Raw genomic sequence first — 16,321 nt, forward strand, 5'->3', positions numbered from 1 at the left:
AAGAGTTGTTGTAGTACTCGTCTTTACCGCCCATCGTGGCTCCCCTTCACGAGTGTCAGTCCGAGCGATGGCTCGTCACTCATAGCAGTAGAGTGCATACCCACGCTGAAAGAAACATCGGACGGCGCGAGACGCCCGGCGTCTCCGGACCTACTCAGGCCAATTCCTTGTCGAGTGGGTCTTCGAGTTCGCCCATCACCGCTTCGAGGGCGTCCGTCGCGGTCAGCAATCCGACAACCTCGCCGGCTTCGATGACCAGCGCCAGTTCCTGGTCTTCTGCCTGGAACTGGTCGAAGGCGTCGCTCACACTGGTCTCGGCCCCAATGGTCACCGGCGGGGCCGCGATGTCACGGAACGAGAGTGTTTCCTCACGAAGTTCCTCGAAGTGGTCGATAATCGACGGGGCATAGACGATGCCGTGGAAGTCGGTCAGGTCCTCGCCGACCAGTGGGAACCGGGTGTGTGGGGTGTTTCGAATCCGGTCGAGGTTCTCCTCTGGCGTGGCCGTCGTCGACAGTGAGACAATCTCCTCGGCAGGATTCATCACTTCTCGAACTGAGAGCGTCCCGATATCGAGCGCACTGAGCACTTCGTCTTGGCGTTCCTCCGGAATCTCACCTTCGTCCAGCAGCGAGCCGATTCGGTTGCGCAACTGTGCGCGCGATTCCAGCGCCTCCTGTTCGGTTTCGAGCCACGCGCCGGTCATCTCGACGCCGAACAGTTTGAGCGTGCCTTTCGCGACCCAGTCACCGAGCGTAATCAGCGGCGAGATGAGCCTGTGAAACCAGTACAGCGGCGCTGCGCCGTACCGACAGACCATCTGCGAGCGCTCGACGCCGAGGTATGTCGGGGTCTGCTCGCCGTGAGTCAGGTGGACGAGGTTGATGATGAGAAAGGCAATGATTGCGCCTGCGCCGACCGAGGCCAGCGCACTGTTGGCAAATATCGGCTCGAACAGCGACGCCAGTGCCGGTTCCGCGACGATACCGACAGCGATACTCGACGCCGTAATCCCAACCTGACAGGTCGTCAGATACACCTCCAGATTCTGTGTCATCTCCCACGCTCGCTCCAGTGCCGGCATGTCACCGATAAATTCCTCGCGGTCGTACTGCCGCGCTCGGGTCAGGGCGAACTCGATTGCGACGAAAAAGCCGTTCGTGAGAATGAGCGCTACCCCGGCAAGGAGCCGAAGACTTACCTCTACCGTATTCATTTCCAGATACTACCAGCGTTCGGGCATAAATACCTCCGGGTTACCTCCCCCACTCAGCAATTCTGATGAGTGCATCGTTATCATGCCAGCGGTCGAATAGACTGGTATGTCCATCCGTGGCGCTCTGTCCCGGCGCAGGCTTCTCTCTGCCGGTGCTGCGGCGTCGCTCGGGATAGCGGGCTGTCTGGGCGAAGAGAGCGCGAGCCCCTCGACTAACGAGCACACTGACCTGGACCTGCGGGAGGCCAACGTCGTCGATGTCGCTGTCGAGGCTGACGGCCAGTGCCGTACCTTCGGTGTAACGCTACACCACGACGACAACGGTGAGGAGGGCTACGCGAACTGGTGGCAGGTCGAACGCCCTGACAGCGAGCAACTCGGTCGACGCGAACTCCTGCATCCGCACAGCCAACAGCCGTTTACGCGCTCGGAGACGATCACGATTCCAGACGCTGTTCCTGTGTCGTCGTTCGTGGTCACGACCAGACCCACGGCTACGGCGGCAGAGCGGCGGTTGTCCCACTTGCTTCGGGAGCAGTTACCTTCGTCGACCAGGGGATTAAGCGCCAGACTATCGCGTGTCCCTGAGTTATTCGTCGCCGAGTCGCTTCGAGAGTCGGTCGAAGCGGTTCTGGGCGCGTTCGCGACGTTCGTTTTCCTCGTCGGGTCGGCCTTCGATGCTCTCGACTGAGCCCTCGGACATCGTGACCGCGAGGACAGCACCCTCGTGTGCTGCCTCGTCCGGGAGTTCGGCCACGTCGATATCCAGTCCGTCTGGGGGGTCCTCGCCGTCGAATATCAGCACGGCTATCCCGTCCTCGATTCGGTCGATTACAGCGGTGCGTGTTTCGGTCATGGTCTGGGTGCTGACGGCGCGACAGCAATCTGTTCGGTCGTATCCTTGATTGGTTTCAATTCGAGCAGTTCTTCGGCGTCGGTCGGGCGGTCACGCTCGGTTTGGACGCTCACGCGCTGTCCGTCTGTGGTGACGACGACGTTGCCGTGTGCGCCGGTCCAGTACGTCTCGATACCGTGCTCGGCGAAGCGTTCGAGCGTCTCGTCGTGCGGATGGCCGAACCGACTGTCCCCTGCGCTGGAGATAACTGATACCGATGGGTCGACTGTGCTGAGGAACTCCTCGGTCGAAGAGGTCGAGGAGCCGTGATGGCCGGCCTGGTAGATGTCGGCCTCCAGTTCGTCGCCGTACTCCTCGACCAGCGTGGATTCGACTCCGGATTCAACGTCGCCCGTCGTCAGATACGTCGTCTCCCCGAACGAAATCGAGAGGGCGATACTGTCGTCGTTCAGGTTCTCCGGTTTCGACGAACCGGGGTGCAGCACTTCGGCCTCGATTGGCCCCTCGGTCGGCAGCATGTCACCGCGCTTGACCTCGAACAGTTCGACGTCGTGGCGTTCGACGGCGTCGAGATACTCATCGTAGGTGTTGGTCGTGGTCGTCGCGCCGGGGTCGTATATTGCACCGATACCGTCACGCTCGGTCTCGTAGGTGTCGATGACCGCCTCGTGGCCGCCGATGTGGTCGGCGTGTGGGTGTGTCGTGACGAGGTGGTCGATGCGTTCCACTCCCTGCTCGTCGAGATACGCTAAGACCTCCTCCCCGTCAGCCCGATAGTCGCCGGTGTCTATCAGTATTGTCTCTCCTTCGGGACCGATCAGTAGTGTCGCGTCTGCCTGCCCAACGTCGATGTGGTGGATCTCCAGTTCGCCGTCCGGGGACTGTGGCCCGTCGGTTGTGACGGGGGTCGTACAGCCCGCGAGGACGAGCGTTCCGGCAAGGATGACCACGAGTACCCGGCGCATACACACTGCTAGAGCCAAACTGGAATGATACTTGCGGCCGGCTCCACCATCAAAAGAGCCAATGTCCCTGCGGTCTAACAGCAGCCAATGCAACACAGGACCCGGGTTCGCTCGCGGTATCAGTGGTCTATTGGTCCGTGTCCAGGGCGCGTTCGCCGAGGTGAGTGGTGATGAGCCAGGCCGTCCACAGCGCGGACGAGGCCCGCCACCAGCTGTACGAGATCATGAAACGCGACGCCTCCTTCGAGCAGAAGGCCACGGAGGCACTCGAACTGGGACGGGCCTACCTCAATGTCGACAGCGGCTTTCTCACTCGCGTCGACACTGAGGCTGACCACTGGGAGACTGTCATCAGCACCGACGGCACTGACGGGATTGTCCCGCCAGGAATGAAGGCAAACCTCAGCGGGATGTACTGCCGGTACACCCTGGAGCGGGAATCACCGCTGGCGCTGCACGACATTCCAGACCAGGATACTGAAATTCAGCCAGAACACTTCGACTGCTATCACGGGACGACGCTGACGGTCGACGGTGAAACCTATGGGACCGTCTGTTTTGTCGCCCGCGAGAGCCGCAGCGAAGCGTTCTCGGAGGCCGAGACGATGTTTGCTGAACTCGTCTCTCGACTGCTGGAACACGAACTCGAACACGAACGCCAGCGTGAGCAACTGAGCCGCCAGACAAGCTTAGTCAACGTTCTCGACCGCGTGCTGCGTCACAACATCCGCAACGAATTGACGATCATCCGCGCGAATGCGCGTATGCACAGCGAGCAGCACGACGAGTGTGTCGAGTGTGAACAGATTGTCACGGCTGCCGACGAACTGATCGGGATGAGCGAGACCGCCCGCCAACTCGGCAAGGCAATCAACGCCGACCTTGACCGCCGACCACGGGACCTCGCTACCGTTGTCAGATCGGTCGTCGAGCAGGCCCGAGAGATGTACCCCAACCTCACGGTCGATGTTGATACCCCCGACCGTCTCGTCGTCGCGGTCTATCCAAGCGTCGAGACAGCCCTGTGGGAGTTGCTCGAAAACGTCGCCGAACACACCGGTGAGCGGCCACATGCTACAATTTCTCTTAGCGAAGCCGACGACCGTGTCCACCTCGAAGTTGCCGACGACGGGCCGGGACTGCCCGACAGCGAGCAGGACGTGTTACAGGCCGGGACAGAGACCCAACTCGCCCACGGCAGCGGACTGGGACTGTGGTCGGTCTACTGGGTTGCGCTCAACCACCGCGGCGAACTACGGCTGGATACCACCGATGGCACCCGTGTCACGCTCTTGCTGCCCAATCAGGCCGCAGACGAGGCCATCGGCTCGCACTCGGACCCACAGATCGAGCGCGCCGGCGAGCGCTACGAGACCGCCTTCGAGAGCGCGCCAACTGGTTTAGCCATCCTCGCCGAGGACGGCGAAGTGCTCGAAGCCAACGCCCATGCCAAGCGTCTCCTTGACTGTGGCGGCGAATCCGAGCGTGGCCTCCCGGTCAGTGCGCTCGTCGACGCCACCACTGGACCGCTGGACGACGACACGCTCTCGGCGGGACAGGGCCGTCTTGAACGGGCCGACCAGACACTCAGCTACCGGCTTGCCACCGACGTTGGCGCCGGTCAGAATCTGCTGGTTATCGAGGAACAATGACCGTCACGCCGACCGTTCTCAGCGAGTACGACCGCTCCGCGCCCTCGGCGACAGAGACGGCGACGTTCGGACTGGGCTGTTTCTGGGGGCCGGACGCCACTTTCGGCGCGCTGGATGGTGTTGTCCGCACCCGTGTTGGCTACGCCGGCGGACACAAGACCGACCCGACCTACCGCGCGCTCGGCGACCACACCGAAGTCATTCAGGTTGATTTCGACCCCGAAGAGCTCACCTACCGGGACCTGCTCGACGTTGCAACGGGTGAACACAACCCGCGACAGCAGACGGCAAAACGACAGTACCAGAACATTCTTCTCACAGCCGACAGCGACCAGCACGAAACTGTCCTCGACTACATCTCCAACAGCTCGTTTACCCGTGAGCAAGTCGAGACGCGAATCGAGCCATTGGAGACGTTCTACCCCGCTGAGGACTACCACCAGAAGTACAACCTCCGGAGCCACGCCCCGCTACTCAGCCAGTTCGAGGAGACTGGCTACGACGACACCGACATCCGGGAGTCGGCGGCGGCGGCGAAACTCAACGCTCACGTCACGGGTAAGGACGTATCGCTCCCATTCCTGAACGCTCGCTGACTCGCGGCTCCGCCGCCCGTCGAACGAAGCGTGTAGCGCCTCGCAACCGATAATCGCGGACGGAAGCGCTTTTGCGTATCGACGGCAGACACAGAGATAATGGGCGTCGAAGAGGAGATCGAGGAAATCGAACAAGAGATCCGCGAGACGCCGTACAACAAGTCGACAGAGGCACACATCGGTCGACTGAAGGCCAAACTCGCGGAACTGAAAGAGAAACTCGAGCGCCAGCAGTCCTCCTCCGGCGGCGGTCCCGGCTACGCGGTCGAGAAACACGGCGACGCGACTGTTGCCCTCGTTGGGTTTCCGAGCGTCGGCAAATCGACGCTGCTCAACGCGTTGACCAACGCTGACAGCGAAACTGGCTCCTACGAGTTCACGACACTCGACGTGAATCCGGGGATGTTGCAGTACCGCGGCGCGAACATCCAGATGCTCGACGTGCCGGGGATGATCGAGGGTGCCGCGAGCGGTCGGGGCGACGGGCAGGAAGTGCTCTCTGTCGTGCGGACTGCCGACCTCATCGTCTTCGTCCTCTCGGCGTTCGAGATACAGCAGTACGACCGCCTCAGTGAGGAACTGTACAAAAATGGGATCCGCGTCGACCAGAAGCCGCCGCGGCTTACCGTCCGGAAGAAAGCCAAAGATGGCATCTCGATCAACGCCACTGTCGACCTCGACCTCGACGAGCGCACGATTTCGGACATCCTCCGCGAACACGGCTACACGAACGCCGACGTGACCATCGGCGAGCAGGTTGACCTCGACCGCCTCATCGACGGCATCCGGGACAACCGGATCTATCTCCCGTCGCTGGTGACGGTCAACAAGGTCGACCTGATCGAACCCTCCTACGCCGAGACGGTCAACGAGAACCTCCGCGAGCGAGACATCGACCCCGACGACGCGGTCTTCATCAGCGCCGAGAAAGAGAAGGGACTCGACGCGCTTCGCGAGCGACTCTGGCAAGAACTCGGGCTCATCCGGATTTACATGGACAAACCGGGCCGCGGCGTCGATTACGACGAGCCACTCATTCTCTTCGAGGGCGCGACTGTCGAGGACGCCTGCGAGAAGTTGGGTGGGGAATTCGAGGACCGCTTCCGGTTTGCCCGTGTCAGCGGGTCGAGCGCGAAACACGACGAGCAACAGGTCGGACGGGACCACGAACTCGCCGACGAGGACGTGCTTCGAATCCTGACGACGAACTAATCCGGGTCGTAGAGTGCTTCGCAGACCAAGCAGATAATCTGTCCGTCGCCGAGCACTTCGTACCGGTCGGTCCTGAAACCCAGCACTGTCCGCCCGGACCACACCGCGTCACAGCCCTCGGCGGGACAGCGGGCGGGAATCTCTCGACTCGATTCTTCTTCGGCGACGGATTCCAGCGTGTCGAGTTCCTCGCGTGCGTCGTCGAGTTCAGTTTCGAGATGAGCCAGATGCTCGCTCAGTTCTGCGTCGGGAGTTTCCTCCTCGATTCGCCTGCCTGATTGGCTCTCCTCGAACAGGTCCGACGAGACAGCCGGGTGGTTCTGGTAGCGCTCTGGGACTGGTTTGTCCTCGCTCTCGCTGGAATCGGTCTCCCAGACGCTCTCTTTCTCGCGTTCTGCCGCCCAGAAGTCTGATTCGTCCCGTTCGGCGGGCTGTGCTGGCTCTGAACGGTCCGACCCGAGGGGCAAACCGTCACCGCGAATGACTGCCAGCGCGGCGAGTCCAAGTAAGAACACCGACAGCCCAACTAACGGGAGAAAGAGGACCAACTCGGACCATTCTCGGGGCAGTTCGGCGAGGGCAGTAGTCCCACCGAGCGGCCGGAGCGCGTACCGGAGTACAAATAGGCCAACAATGACTGCGCCGGCGAGTCGTCTCAGCGTCCCCATCGCTCTCTCGTAGTGTCTGGGCGGGTAAAGTCGGGGTGGTCTCTGGCGGAACTGTTGGGCTACACAAGTCACTCGAGCAGCATACGAGACGCCAGGCTGTGCGAACTCCCCAGTTACAGGACTGCTCCATCGGACCGTGTCGACGATTTCCTCTCAGGGGTGACTCGGCGCTCCACCACGGACAACCGGGTCCGCCAGCACAGCTAGTGCTCGAAGGACTCAGTCAAAATCTCGAAGATGTCCACGGCCCGGAACTCCTGATACCGCTCTTTGCCGGTCGTTTCCTCCAGAACACCAGCGCTCTCTAACTCCATCAACGCGTTTCGAGCAGTCTGGCGAGAGACACCCAATAGCTCTTGCACGTCGTTGGTCGTCACGTATGGCTGCTGGAACAACCGCATTGCTAGCCGATCAGTTGCCGTCTTCTCGTCTCCATAGCGCCGCTCGTACTCTCGACGAACGTCCCGCAATCGCTTGCTTCGCGTGACGGCATCGGCAGCCTGCTGGCGGATTCCTTCCACAAAAAAGCGCAGCCACGGCTCCCACGCTCCGTTCTCACTCACGGCTCGCATTTTCGTGACGTACTCGATTTTGTGCTCGTTGAAATACGCACTCGGATAGAGGAAGGGCTTGGAGAGATAGCCCTGCTGGATTAGCTGGAGCGTAATAAGTACCCGTCCGAGGCGGCCGTTACCGTCCCCGAATGGATGAATTGTCTCGAACTGGTAGTGGACAATTCCGAGGTCAACGACATCGTGATACGGCCCGCCGCGGTCGATGTATCGCTCTAGGTTCTGCATCAACGGCCGAACCCTCTCCGGGCCGGGCGGAATAAAGGGCGACTTGTGCGGCTCCGGCGGTGGAATATGGACTGGCCTCGTTCGGAACGCTCCCAGTGTTTCTCCTTCGTCTCTGACACCGTTGAGGAGGTGCTCGTGGAGTTCTTTGAGCAACTCTAGGGGTATTTCTCCCGTTTCTGCCACTTGATCCGCTCCCTCTTGGATTGCCCGCTCGTAGTTGATCGCCTCCCTGATGTCTTTGGTTGTGCTTGAATCTCGACCGATATCCTCTGGGCGAAACATGTCCTCGAACTCTATATCGGCTCCTTCGACCAACACCGACTCGACTGCCTCTCGCCGGACAAGCGAGGTGTAGACGATTGGGCTGACATTCGTCTCCTGACTGATACCGTTGAGTTGGCCGAGTTGGTAGATAGTCTTTTGCAGCGTCCGCTGGAACTCTTGGCCTAAATCGATCTCGGCTTTGGGTGGGAGTTCGTCCGGCAAGTAGTAGGACCGCTTTCCATACGGAACGTACCGTCCGGGCGCAGACGCCGGTAACTCCTCGTCTGGCATTTGACTTAGCTCGTCGAAAACACGGCTAATTCAAAAAACTTCGCCAAAATTTGCGTTAGAGTGCGCGAGTTGCGAAAGTTATAATACTGGCAAATTGTGTGACGCACAGCTAACCCAATCTCGCGCTGGCCAGTGGTCTGTAATCAAGCTACTCAGATTCATATGCAACTCCCAGCGTCGCTGTCCAAACGGTCTTGGTTGGCCAGTTCCTACCGACAGCCGTGACAGAGCGATTCGACCGACGAACGCTGTTGCGGACGACTGCGGCAGCGGGTGCGTTCGCGCTCGCAGGCTGTACCGGCGGCAACGACGGCCCTGCTTCCGTCGACGATGTCGACCCCGACGGCTCGTTTGCCCTCTCAGAGGTTGTCTCCGGGCTTGACGCTCCCTGGGGGCTGGCTTTCGTCCCCGACACGACGAAACTTCTCGTTACGGAACTTCCCGGGAGGCTCCACCTTGTCGACCGCGAGCGCGGGACGGCGACAGAACTGAGTGGCACGCCGGAGGTTCTGGCGAAGGGCCAAGGCGGACTGCTCGACGTGGCTGTTCACCCTGATTTCCCGGACGAACCGTGGGTCTACCTGACCTACGCCGCGACTGACGACCGAGGCGACTCGGCGACTCATCTCGGTCGTGGTCGACTCGACCCCGAGGCCCCCGCCTTCGAGGCGTTCGAGCAACTCCACGTCGCCGAGCCGTTTCTCGACCGGACGGCTCACTACGGGTCGCGCGTTCAGTTCGGTCCCGACGGGATGGTCTATATGACCGCTGGTGACCGTCAGTTCAAAGACTTCGGCCCGAATCACGTCGCGCAGGATTTGACGAACGAACTCGGGACGACGCTACGACTCGAACCTGATGGCTCGATTCCCGCCGACAATCCCTTCGTCGACGACTCCGACGCCGTCGATTCAATATTCAGCTACGGCCACCGCAATCCCCAGGGACTCGACCGCCATCCCGAGACGGGCGAGATGTGGGTGAGCGAGCACGGTGAAAAAGGTGGTGACGAGATTAATCGCCTGCAGGCCGGCGGCAACTACGGCTGGCCGATTGCCGACCAGGGCTGTAACTACGGGACAGAGGACCCGGTCGCGCCGGACCCGCAACCCGGCGACGGCACCATCCCGGCAGCACACGTCTGGGCCTGTGGCGTTGCCCGCTTCCCGCCGGGGGGAATGGCCTTCTACGACGGCGACGCATTCCCCGAGTGGCAGGGCGACATCTTCGTCGGGAACCTCGCGGGGCAGTATCTCGGCCACCTGACTGTCGAGAACCCCGGCGGTGACCCCGATATCGAGGAACAGGAGCCACTGTTAGACGGTAACGACTGGCGAGTCCGGGCGGTCGAGGTTGCACCCGACACCGGTGACCTGTTCGTGCTCATCGACAGCCAAGACGCCCCAGTCGTCCGACTCCATCCCGAGTGACTAGGCCTTTTTTGCTGGCGCGCGAATCATAGCGCGTATGAACGGGATACTCGACCACACGATGATGCGCGTCGCGGACCTTGAACAGTCGCTCGACTGGTACGAGACGAATCTGGAGTACGAGGAGAAAGACCGCTTCGAGGGGGACGACTTCACTATCGTCTACCTCGGGCCAGAAGAGATGCACGAGGACGGTGCCCTGCTCGAACTGACACACAACGAGGGCGAGGACGACCACGAACTCGGCGACGCGTGGGGCCACGTTGCCGTCCGCGTCGAAGATGTCAACGAGGCGTACTACGAACTGATGGACAACGGCGTCGAGGATTACCGTCCGCCGGAGGAGAACCCGGGCTACGCGTTCGTGAAAGACCCAGACGGTCACGAAATCGAAATCGTCCAGCGCGACCACGGTGCTCGCTGGAGTCTCGACCACACGATGATTCGCGTCGAGGACGCCGACGAGGCACTGGGCTACTGGACGCGCAAATTCGAGTACGACGAGGTCGGCCGCTGGGAGGCGGATTCCTTCGCCAACTACTTCCTCGAACCCCGCGAGGCCGCCGAGGAGGCGATGAGTCTCGAACTGACCTACAACTACGACGGCCGGACGTACACGATGGGTGACGCGTGGGGTCATCTCTGTGTCCGAATCGACGACCTGCAGGAGGACTGGGACCAGTTGCTGACCCGGGAAGCGCCGGAGTACCGCGACCCCGAATCCTGTGATAATCTCTATGCGTTCACGAAAGACCAGGACGGTCACGAAATCGAGCTGATCGAACGAGACCTTTCGACGGACTCGCTGTTCCCCTTCTAATTCGGGTCGACACCGTCGAAACCCTGCGATTTCACCGACTCGAGCACGTCCCGAGCAGCGTCGTTGACTGACTCGTCGGGTTCGACTGGCTCGTAGCCGTCGAAGACCTCGTGGACCTTCCGGATACTCTCTGAGAGCGTATCGAGTCCGTAGCCTCCCTCGAGAACGAATCCGAGCGCGGCGTCGGCGTCGTTGGCAATCTCCCTGACTGCTGCCGTGAGACAACCGAATCCTTCAGTCGAGACGCGCATCCGAGAGATCGGGTCGTGTTCGTGCGGGTCGAAGCCTGCGCTGATCAGGAACAGGTCCGGGTCGAACGCCTCGACTGCCGGCCCGATTACTTCGGACAGCGCCGCAAGATAGGCTGCGGTCGTCGTTCCGGGTGCGAACGGGATATTCAGCGTTGTCCCTGCTCCCGGCCCGGCACCAGTCTCTTCAATGTCACCAGTTCCCGGATAGAGGCCGTCTTCGTGAATCGAGGCGTAGAAGACGTCTTCTTGCTCGTAGAAGATATCCTGCGTGCCGTTACCGTGGTGGACATCCCAGTCGAAGATTGCGACCCGGTCGGCGTCGCCGTTGTCGATGGCTGACTGTGCCCCAACAGCGACGTTATTGAAAAAGCAAAAGCCCATGGCGTCGTCCTCGACTGCGTGGTGGCCGGGTGGCCGGCCAATCGAAAACGGCGTCTGGCGACCGTCATCTCCCGACAGCGCCGCGTCGGCGGTCCACTCCGCGAGGCCAGAACTTGCCAGTGCAGCGTCCCACGTTCCCTCGCTCACGACTGTGTCGGCGTCCCAGTTGCCGCCGCCGGCCGAACAGAACGTCTCCAGTGACTCGACGTACTCGTCGTCGTGGACCGCGTGGATTCGCTCGGGCTCGCTGGCCGCCGCGTCGATATACTCGACGCCGTGGCCGTCGGTCAGCCCGCGCCGAATCGCTCGCAGACGGTCAGGACTCTCGGGGTGGCGTGAGCCGGTTTCGTGCTCGAGACAGGTGTCGCTGTAGCCGAATTTCATTCAAAGTACTGCTTGAGTTCGAAGTAGCCTTCGACATCCTCCGACTTGATAGTTCGCCTCCCGGCGTGTCTGGCGAGAAATGCCGCCACGGCCGCGATGTCTTCGGCGTACACTTCGAGTTGTGCCGCCAGCACGATTCGGGCGTCCATCGACACGCGGTAGCGGTCGTCGATATCCAGCCGTGCAACTCGGTCAACCGGCGCAATTGGCAGGTCCAACTCGCCCTTGTCGGGCACTTGCTCCGCGCCAAAGTCACTGATCATCAGTGTCTTCCGACCGTCCCTGTCGGCCACCGTGGCGGCCGACTGTGCCCGTCTGGCCCCCTCCTGCTGGATTCGCCGTGCCAGTGTCTGGCCGGCCTCTGCGCTCACCCGGAGGCCGTCCGCACGCCGGCGAATCACGTCGTCGACTGGTGCAACTGGTAACTCGACACTCATACGGCACAACGAGGCTGTGCGCGTCTTAAACGTTCCGAACAGCCGTCTTCTGCTTTCAGCACTTTCTACAGGATTTCGTCGGCGTCCAGCCTGTCGCCATCACGACTCCCGCGCGCCGTGACTTCCTCGCCCAGTTGCAGGTGTTCGCCGGTCTCAACTTTCATCGTCTCTGTCCCGTCATCGAGGACGACTGGGTCGCCGGTCTGGACGACCGTTCCGGTGAACTCTGTCACCTCGCTGTCTGTCTGACTGTCCTCGTCTGTGTCCTCGGTCTCCGGCCGTTCGCCGTCGGCAAAGGCGTCCAATCCAGTGCTGTCGCCGCCGTCGGAGACCGCTCCAGCGTCACCGCCAGACTCAGTTGGTGACGGCCCTGCGTCTCCCGTTGCGCCGTCGAGAACGACCACTGTCGAGCCCCAGCCAGCGGAGGCTTCCAGGTCATCTTGCCAGCCGTCCTGAATCTCGACCTCGGCGACGAAGAGTTCGTCACCCGGACCGATGTCGATGTCAGCCTTCTCGCCCCACAGTGCGACGCGAATGTCTCCACTTTCGTCCTGCAGGCGGACGTTCCGAACCTGCCCCTCGGAGCCGTCATCGCGCTCGAAGGTTCGTTTCGGGTCTGTTGACCGAACGACACCAGCGATATCGATCGTCTCGTCGAGTTCGGCGGCGTCGATTGGCGTCGCGTCGGGCTGGAAGTCCACCGCCTCGTCAACCTCGTCGACTGCGCCGCGGTCACCGACGTGAAGTTCGAGTGACCCCTCGCGCTCGCGCACGTAGCCGTCGACAATCTCGACTGCTGTGCCCGAATCCAGTTCGTCTGCGCGGTCAGCGCGGTCGTCCCACAGCGTCACGCGAATTCGTCCGGTTTCGTCGCCGATAGTGAGATTTGCGACCCTGCCCTCTGAGCCGTCGTCGCGGCTGAAGGTTCGGACACTCTCGGTTCCGAGCACCAGTCCGCGCACACTCACGTCCGATTGTCCGAGCGTCAGCGAGTCGATGGTCGAGTCGTCGCCGAGGTCCACGTCGATTTCGACCTCGTCGTCCGGTTCGGCCTCGTCGACGCTGACTTCGAGTCCGTTGTAGCCGTCTTTCGGTCGACCTTTGACACGAAGGACGTCGCCGGCTTCGAGTTCGCCCTCGCTGATTGCTGCAGCCTCCTTGTCCCAGAACGCGAGTCGGACGGTGTCTGTCTCGTCGGCGGCCTCGACGTTGATGACGCGGCCGTCTTCGTCCTCGTCGTCGCGCTCGAAGGTCCGCAGTTCGCCGACCGAGAGCACCTTCGCGAGAAACTTCACCTCGTCCATCGCCGGCTTGATGTCCGAAATGGTTTCGACCTCGTTGTCGGCGATCTCGTGCGCGATAATCATCGCGGCGGTTTCCTCGTCGGCCAACCCCTCCATCTGCTCGACTTTCTGCTCGACAGCCTCGCGGAATCGCTCCTCCGAGACGTCAGCATCCAGGTCCGCATATATTTCCTCGATACATGGCATTACTGTCACAATATCACGGCTGGTCGCCGCTTAAGCGTTGTCGTTGAGCGATTCCATATCCTGCGAGCGTGCTGTTGCTGTCGGCTCACGAGACGGTCTGGTCCGGCCCTGGTACAAAAACCCTCTGCTCACTGCTGGACGGTAATCGAACCGTCTTCCTCGACTTCGATTACGGCGTCGAACAGGCCCTTGAGCGTGGCCAGCGTCTGTGGGTCGTGAGCATCCGGGTCGAGATGGAAGTGGCCGATTCCGCCGACGGTCTTGACACGACCGGTGACGACGTGGAGGAAGCGAAACGCACGCTGGAGGTCGGCGTACTGTAGCAGCGAGGTAATTCCGTCGAAACAGACGGTGAGATGCTCGTCGTCGTCGGCGGCAGTCGCCATCCCGGAGAGCAGTTCGCTCAGCTCGATTCCGATTCCGGTGAGGTCGGAGGGATTTTCGACTGTTTTGACCGCCCAGGCCGGGTCGTCGATATCGGTTTCGGCCTGACCGATCGAGACGATTCCGCCACGAACTGGCGAGACGCTGGCGTGGTCGAGCCAGTTCTCGACCCACTCCTGTGGCGTGTCAGTGTAGGAAATTGCGAGCACGTTCGTCTCGCTGGGTGCGGTTTGGGTGAGCAGATCCAGGCAAATATCGTTGCTTTGGCCGCCGAGCGACGGTGCTAGAAGGAGGACGTTCGATACCTCCGACAACTCGGCTAAATCCGGCCTGTTTTCCTCAGCTGTCCCTGCCCGCTCAGACATACCATACCCTCAGTGTCGCCAGACTAAAAGAATGCTGATTGATTTGTCGGGTCCGACTGTGAGCAGAAGTCGCCAGTGAGTACCTTGTGGCTCGCCGCCCGAACCGTAACCCCTATGAGTACCTCCCCGGTAGATATGGGTGAGTCCTGATAGGGTAGTGGACTATCCTCTTGGCTTGCGGAGCCAGGGACCGGAGTTCAAATCTCCGTCAGGACGTTCATTCCTCGCAGGCGCTGCTCGCGCAGCGCCTGCTTCGTCATTCACGTCCTGACTTGCCCTGCGCTCGGTTCCCTCGCGCAGGACTCCGTCAGGACGCTTCTCTGCAGCACAACCCAGCCAGCGAAGGTGACTCCGACTCTCCTTGCCTCTGTGTCACATTGTTGGAGTATCTTTATTGCCCTCCACATGGCAGAGTAATATAGGATGGCCCGCTCTCCCTTTTGACGGGATTGGCTGACTCACACCCGTCGGTTCGGCTGTTCGGCGGCGACTGAGTACCACTCCCGTTCTTTGATTTCCCAGCCCCGACAGCGCTGGGACCGGCACAGGCTCGAAGTCACGCAGCCACGCCACAGACCACATGTTACAGACTGCAATCGTCGCACAGCGGGTCACCGACGGTGACCCAGATACCAAGGAGATTCGACAACTGACCGAGGCCGCCGGCGCACGCGTCGCTGGCGAATTGACACAGACACGCGAACCCGACCCTGGCACCGAACTTGGCGCCGGAAAGGTTGAGGAGTTAGCCGAGCGTGTCGAGATGACCGGCGCGGATACGGTCGTCATCGACGCCGACCTCTCCCCACAGCAGACGGTCACGCTCGAAGACCGACTCGGTGCGCGCGTCGTCGACCGCCACCGGGTCGTGCTGGAAATCTTCGCCAGACAGGCCCGGACGCCACGCGCACAACAGCAGGTCGAACTCGCGCGACTCCGGTACCGGCTTCCGCGAGTGCGCGAACGCGCAGACGAGGGCGCACTGAATCGGTTCACCGAATCCGGGACGGCCTACTACGACCTGCTGGACCGCATCGACGAACTCCAACGCAAACTCGCCGACACGCCGGCCGTCGACGAGCAGTTCCGCGACCAGCGCCGCGAGCAGGGCTTCGACCTTGTCGCTATCGCAGGCTACACGAACGCCGGCAAGTCGACACTGCTCCGCCGACTCGCTGACGAGATGACCCTCGACACCACGACGCACGAGGACATCGAATCGAGTGCGGCCGTCGAGGACCGGCTGTTCAAGACGCTGGAAACCACCACACGCCGGGCGACACTCGACGGCCGCGACGTGCTGTTGACCGACACCGTCGGCTTTCTCGACGACCTGCCACACTGGCTCGTCGAGTCCTTCCGGGGCACGCTCACCGAAGTCGAGGCCGCCGACGCGGTGCTGCTGGTGGCCGACCTCGCCCAGTCGACCGACGAACTCCGGCGAAAACTCATCGCAGTTCGCGAGACGCTGGGCGCGGACCACCCGCCGGTGCTGACGGTACTGAACAAGGCTGACCTCGTTGACGAAGCAACAATCGAGACACGACTGGAGGCCGTTTCGGACCTCGCGCCCGACCCGGTCGTCGTCAGCGCGCGCACCGACGAGCGGTTCGACGCACTCGCAACGAGACTCTCCGAGCACCTGCCTGCACTCGTCTCGGAGACACTCACGCTGCCGTTGTCTGACGAGGCGATGTCGCTCATCTCGCGTATCCACGACGAGGCTGTCGACGTGGCCGTGACCTACGAACCCGACGCGGCTGTTGTCCAGTTCAGCGCGAAGCCAGCGCAGGTCGAACAGTTCCGCGCTCGCGCCAGGGCGCTGTGACTCGGGTGAGGCTACGGGAGACAGGCTGATA

16 protein-coding genes and 1 tRNA gene are annotated in these 16,321 nt (G+C 61.7%); 8 read left to right on the forward strand and 9 right to left on the reverse strand.

The annotated features are described in order from the left end of the window. Positions 1-154: 154 nt before the first annotated feature. Positions 155-1,216: a CNNM domain-containing protein gene (locus tag ACMGFM_RS11830; RefSeq protein ID WP_436902829.1), complete on the reverse strand. Its 1,062-nt coding sequence runs from the start codon at positions 1,214-1,216 to the stop codon at positions 155-157. A gap of 106 nt (positions 1,217-1,322) precedes the next feature. Here ACMGFM_RS11830 and ACMGFM_RS11835 point away from each other — a divergent pair, with 106 nt between their 5' ends. Beyond that, the gene (locus ACMGFM_RS11835; protein ID WP_436902830.1) at positions 1,323-1,907 is read left to right on the forward strand and encodes a hypothetical protein; all 585 of its coding nucleotides are present in this window, start codon (positions 1,323-1,325) and stop codon (positions 1,905-1,907) included. Here ACMGFM_RS11835 and ACMGFM_RS11840 read toward each other — a convergent pair. Together ACMGFM_RS11840 and ACMGFM_RS11845 are read right to left on the reverse strand one after the other, a co-directional pair. Next, complete coding sequence (locus tag ACMGFM_RS11840) at positions 1,806-2,072, reverse strand: DUF3006 domain-containing protein (RefSeq protein ID WP_436902831.1); 267 nt, start codon at positions 2,070-2,072, stop codon at positions 1,806-1,808. The genes ACMGFM_RS11835 and ACMGFM_RS11840 overlap by 102 nt on opposite strands. After that, positions 2,069-3,037 (reverse strand): ComEC/Rec2 family competence protein, encoded by a 969-nt coding sequence (locus tag ACMGFM_RS11845; protein WP_436902832.1) that lies wholly within the window; start codon positions 3,035-3,037, stop codon positions 2,069-2,071. Before ACMGFM_RS11845 ends, ACMGFM_RS11840 begins: the two co-directional genes overlap by 4 nt. Positions 3,038-3,207: 170 nt before the next feature. Here ACMGFM_RS11845 and ACMGFM_RS11850 point away from each other — a divergent pair, with 170 nt between their 5' ends. The 3 genes from ACMGFM_RS11850 (at position 3,208) to ACMGFM_RS11860 (ending at position 6,497) form a co-directional block, all read left to right on the forward strand. Further along, positions 3,208-4,689, forward strand: a complete 1,482-nt coding sequence (locus ACMGFM_RS11850) for an ATP-binding protein (RefSeq protein WP_436902833.1) — start codon at positions 3,208-3,210, stop codon at positions 4,687-4,689. Continuing rightward, positions 4,686-5,285 (forward strand): peptide-methionine (S)-S-oxide reductase MsrA, encoded by a 600-nt coding sequence (locus ACMGFM_RS11855; protein ID WP_436902834.1) that lies wholly within the window; start codon positions 4,686-4,688, stop codon positions 5,283-5,285. The genes ACMGFM_RS11850 and ACMGFM_RS11855 overlap by 4 nt, the downstream gene beginning before the upstream one ends. Before the next feature lie 99 nt (positions 5,286-5,384). Then, entirely contained in the window at positions 5,385-6,497 is a 1,113-nt protein-coding gene (locus tag ACMGFM_RS11860; RefSeq protein WP_436902835.1) for an OBG GTPase family GTP-binding protein, read from the forward strand. Here ACMGFM_RS11860 and ACMGFM_RS11865 read toward each other — a convergent pair. Both ACMGFM_RS11865 and ACMGFM_RS11870 read right to left on the reverse strand, forming a co-directional pair. Further along, positions 6,494-7,165 carry a hypothetical protein gene (locus ACMGFM_RS11865; protein ID WP_436902836.1) on the reverse strand — a complete coding sequence of 224 codons (672 nt, stop codon included), beginning with the start codon at positions 7,163-7,165 and terminating at the stop codon, positions 6,494-6,496. The genes ACMGFM_RS11860 and ACMGFM_RS11865 overlap by 4 nt on opposite strands. A gap of 203 nt (positions 7,166-7,368) precedes the next feature. Then, complete coding sequence (locus ACMGFM_RS11870; RefSeq protein WP_436902837.1) at positions 7,369-8,520, reverse strand: Fic family protein; 1,152 nt, start codon at positions 8,518-8,520, stop codon at positions 7,369-7,371. A 221-nt stretch (positions 8,521-8,741) separates the two neighbouring features. Here ACMGFM_RS11870 and ACMGFM_RS11875 point away from each other — a divergent pair, with 221 nt between their 5' ends. Together ACMGFM_RS11875 and ACMGFM_RS11880 are read left to right on the forward strand one after the other, a co-directional pair. Further along, a complete protein-coding gene (locus tag ACMGFM_RS11875; RefSeq protein ID WP_436902838.1) occupies positions 8,742-9,950 on the forward strand; it encodes a PQQ-dependent sugar dehydrogenase in 1,209 nt (402 codons plus the stop codon). Between the two features lie 37 nt (positions 9,951-9,987). Continuing rightward, entirely contained in the window at positions 9,988-10,770 is a 783-nt protein-coding gene (locus tag ACMGFM_RS11880) for a VOC family protein (RefSeq protein WP_436902839.1), read from the forward strand. Here the strand turns inward: ACMGFM_RS11880 and ACMGFM_RS11885 are convergent. The 4 genes from ACMGFM_RS11885 to ACMGFM_RS11900 all read right to left on the reverse strand — a co-directional run bounded on the left by ACMGFM_RS11885 (position 10,767) and on the right by ACMGFM_RS11900 (position 14,462). Beyond that, positions 10,767-11,786 carry a histone deacetylase family protein gene (locus ACMGFM_RS11885; protein WP_436902841.1) on the reverse strand — a complete coding sequence of 340 codons (1,020 nt, stop codon included), beginning with the start codon at positions 11,784-11,786 and terminating at the stop codon, positions 10,767-10,769. The two genes, ACMGFM_RS11880 and ACMGFM_RS11885, sit on opposite strands and share 4 nt — an antisense overlap. Further along, positions 11,783-12,223 (reverse strand): histone family protein, encoded by a 441-nt coding sequence (locus ACMGFM_RS11890; RefSeq protein ID WP_436902842.1) that lies wholly within the window; start codon positions 12,221-12,223, stop codon positions 11,783-11,785. The genes ACMGFM_RS11885 and ACMGFM_RS11890 overlap by 4 nt, the downstream gene beginning before the upstream one ends. A gap of 65 nt (positions 12,224-12,288) precedes the next feature. Continuing rightward, entirely contained in the window at positions 12,289-13,713 is a 1,425-nt protein-coding gene (locus tag ACMGFM_RS11895; RefSeq protein ID WP_436902843.1) for a single-stranded DNA binding protein, read from the reverse strand. A 128-nt stretch (positions 13,714-13,841) separates the two neighbouring features. Next, positions 13,842-14,462 (reverse strand): DUF7504 family protein, encoded by a 621-nt coding sequence (locus ACMGFM_RS11900; RefSeq protein WP_436902845.1) that lies wholly within the window; start codon positions 14,460-14,462, stop codon positions 13,842-13,844. A 143-nt stretch (positions 14,463-14,605) separates the two neighbouring features. On the opposite strand from ACMGFM_RS11900, the gene ACMGFM_RS11905 reads away from it, so the two are divergent. Then, positions 14,606-14,678 (forward strand) — tRNA-Arg (locus ACMGFM_RS11905). A gap of 364 nt (positions 14,679-15,042) precedes the next feature. Beyond that, on the forward strand, positions 15,043-16,290 hold the full coding sequence (gene hflX, locus ACMGFM_RS11910; protein WP_436902847.1) for a GTPase HflX: 1,248 nt from the start codon (positions 15,043-15,045) through the stop codon (positions 16,288-16,290). The last annotated feature ends 31 nt before the right edge of the window (positions 16,291-16,321 follow it).

The organism is Halovenus halobia (assembly GCF_051414135.1).
In the GTDB taxonomy this organism is placed as follows: Archaea; Halobacteriota; Halobacteria; order Halobacteriales; family Haloarculaceae; genus Halovenus; species Halovenus halobia.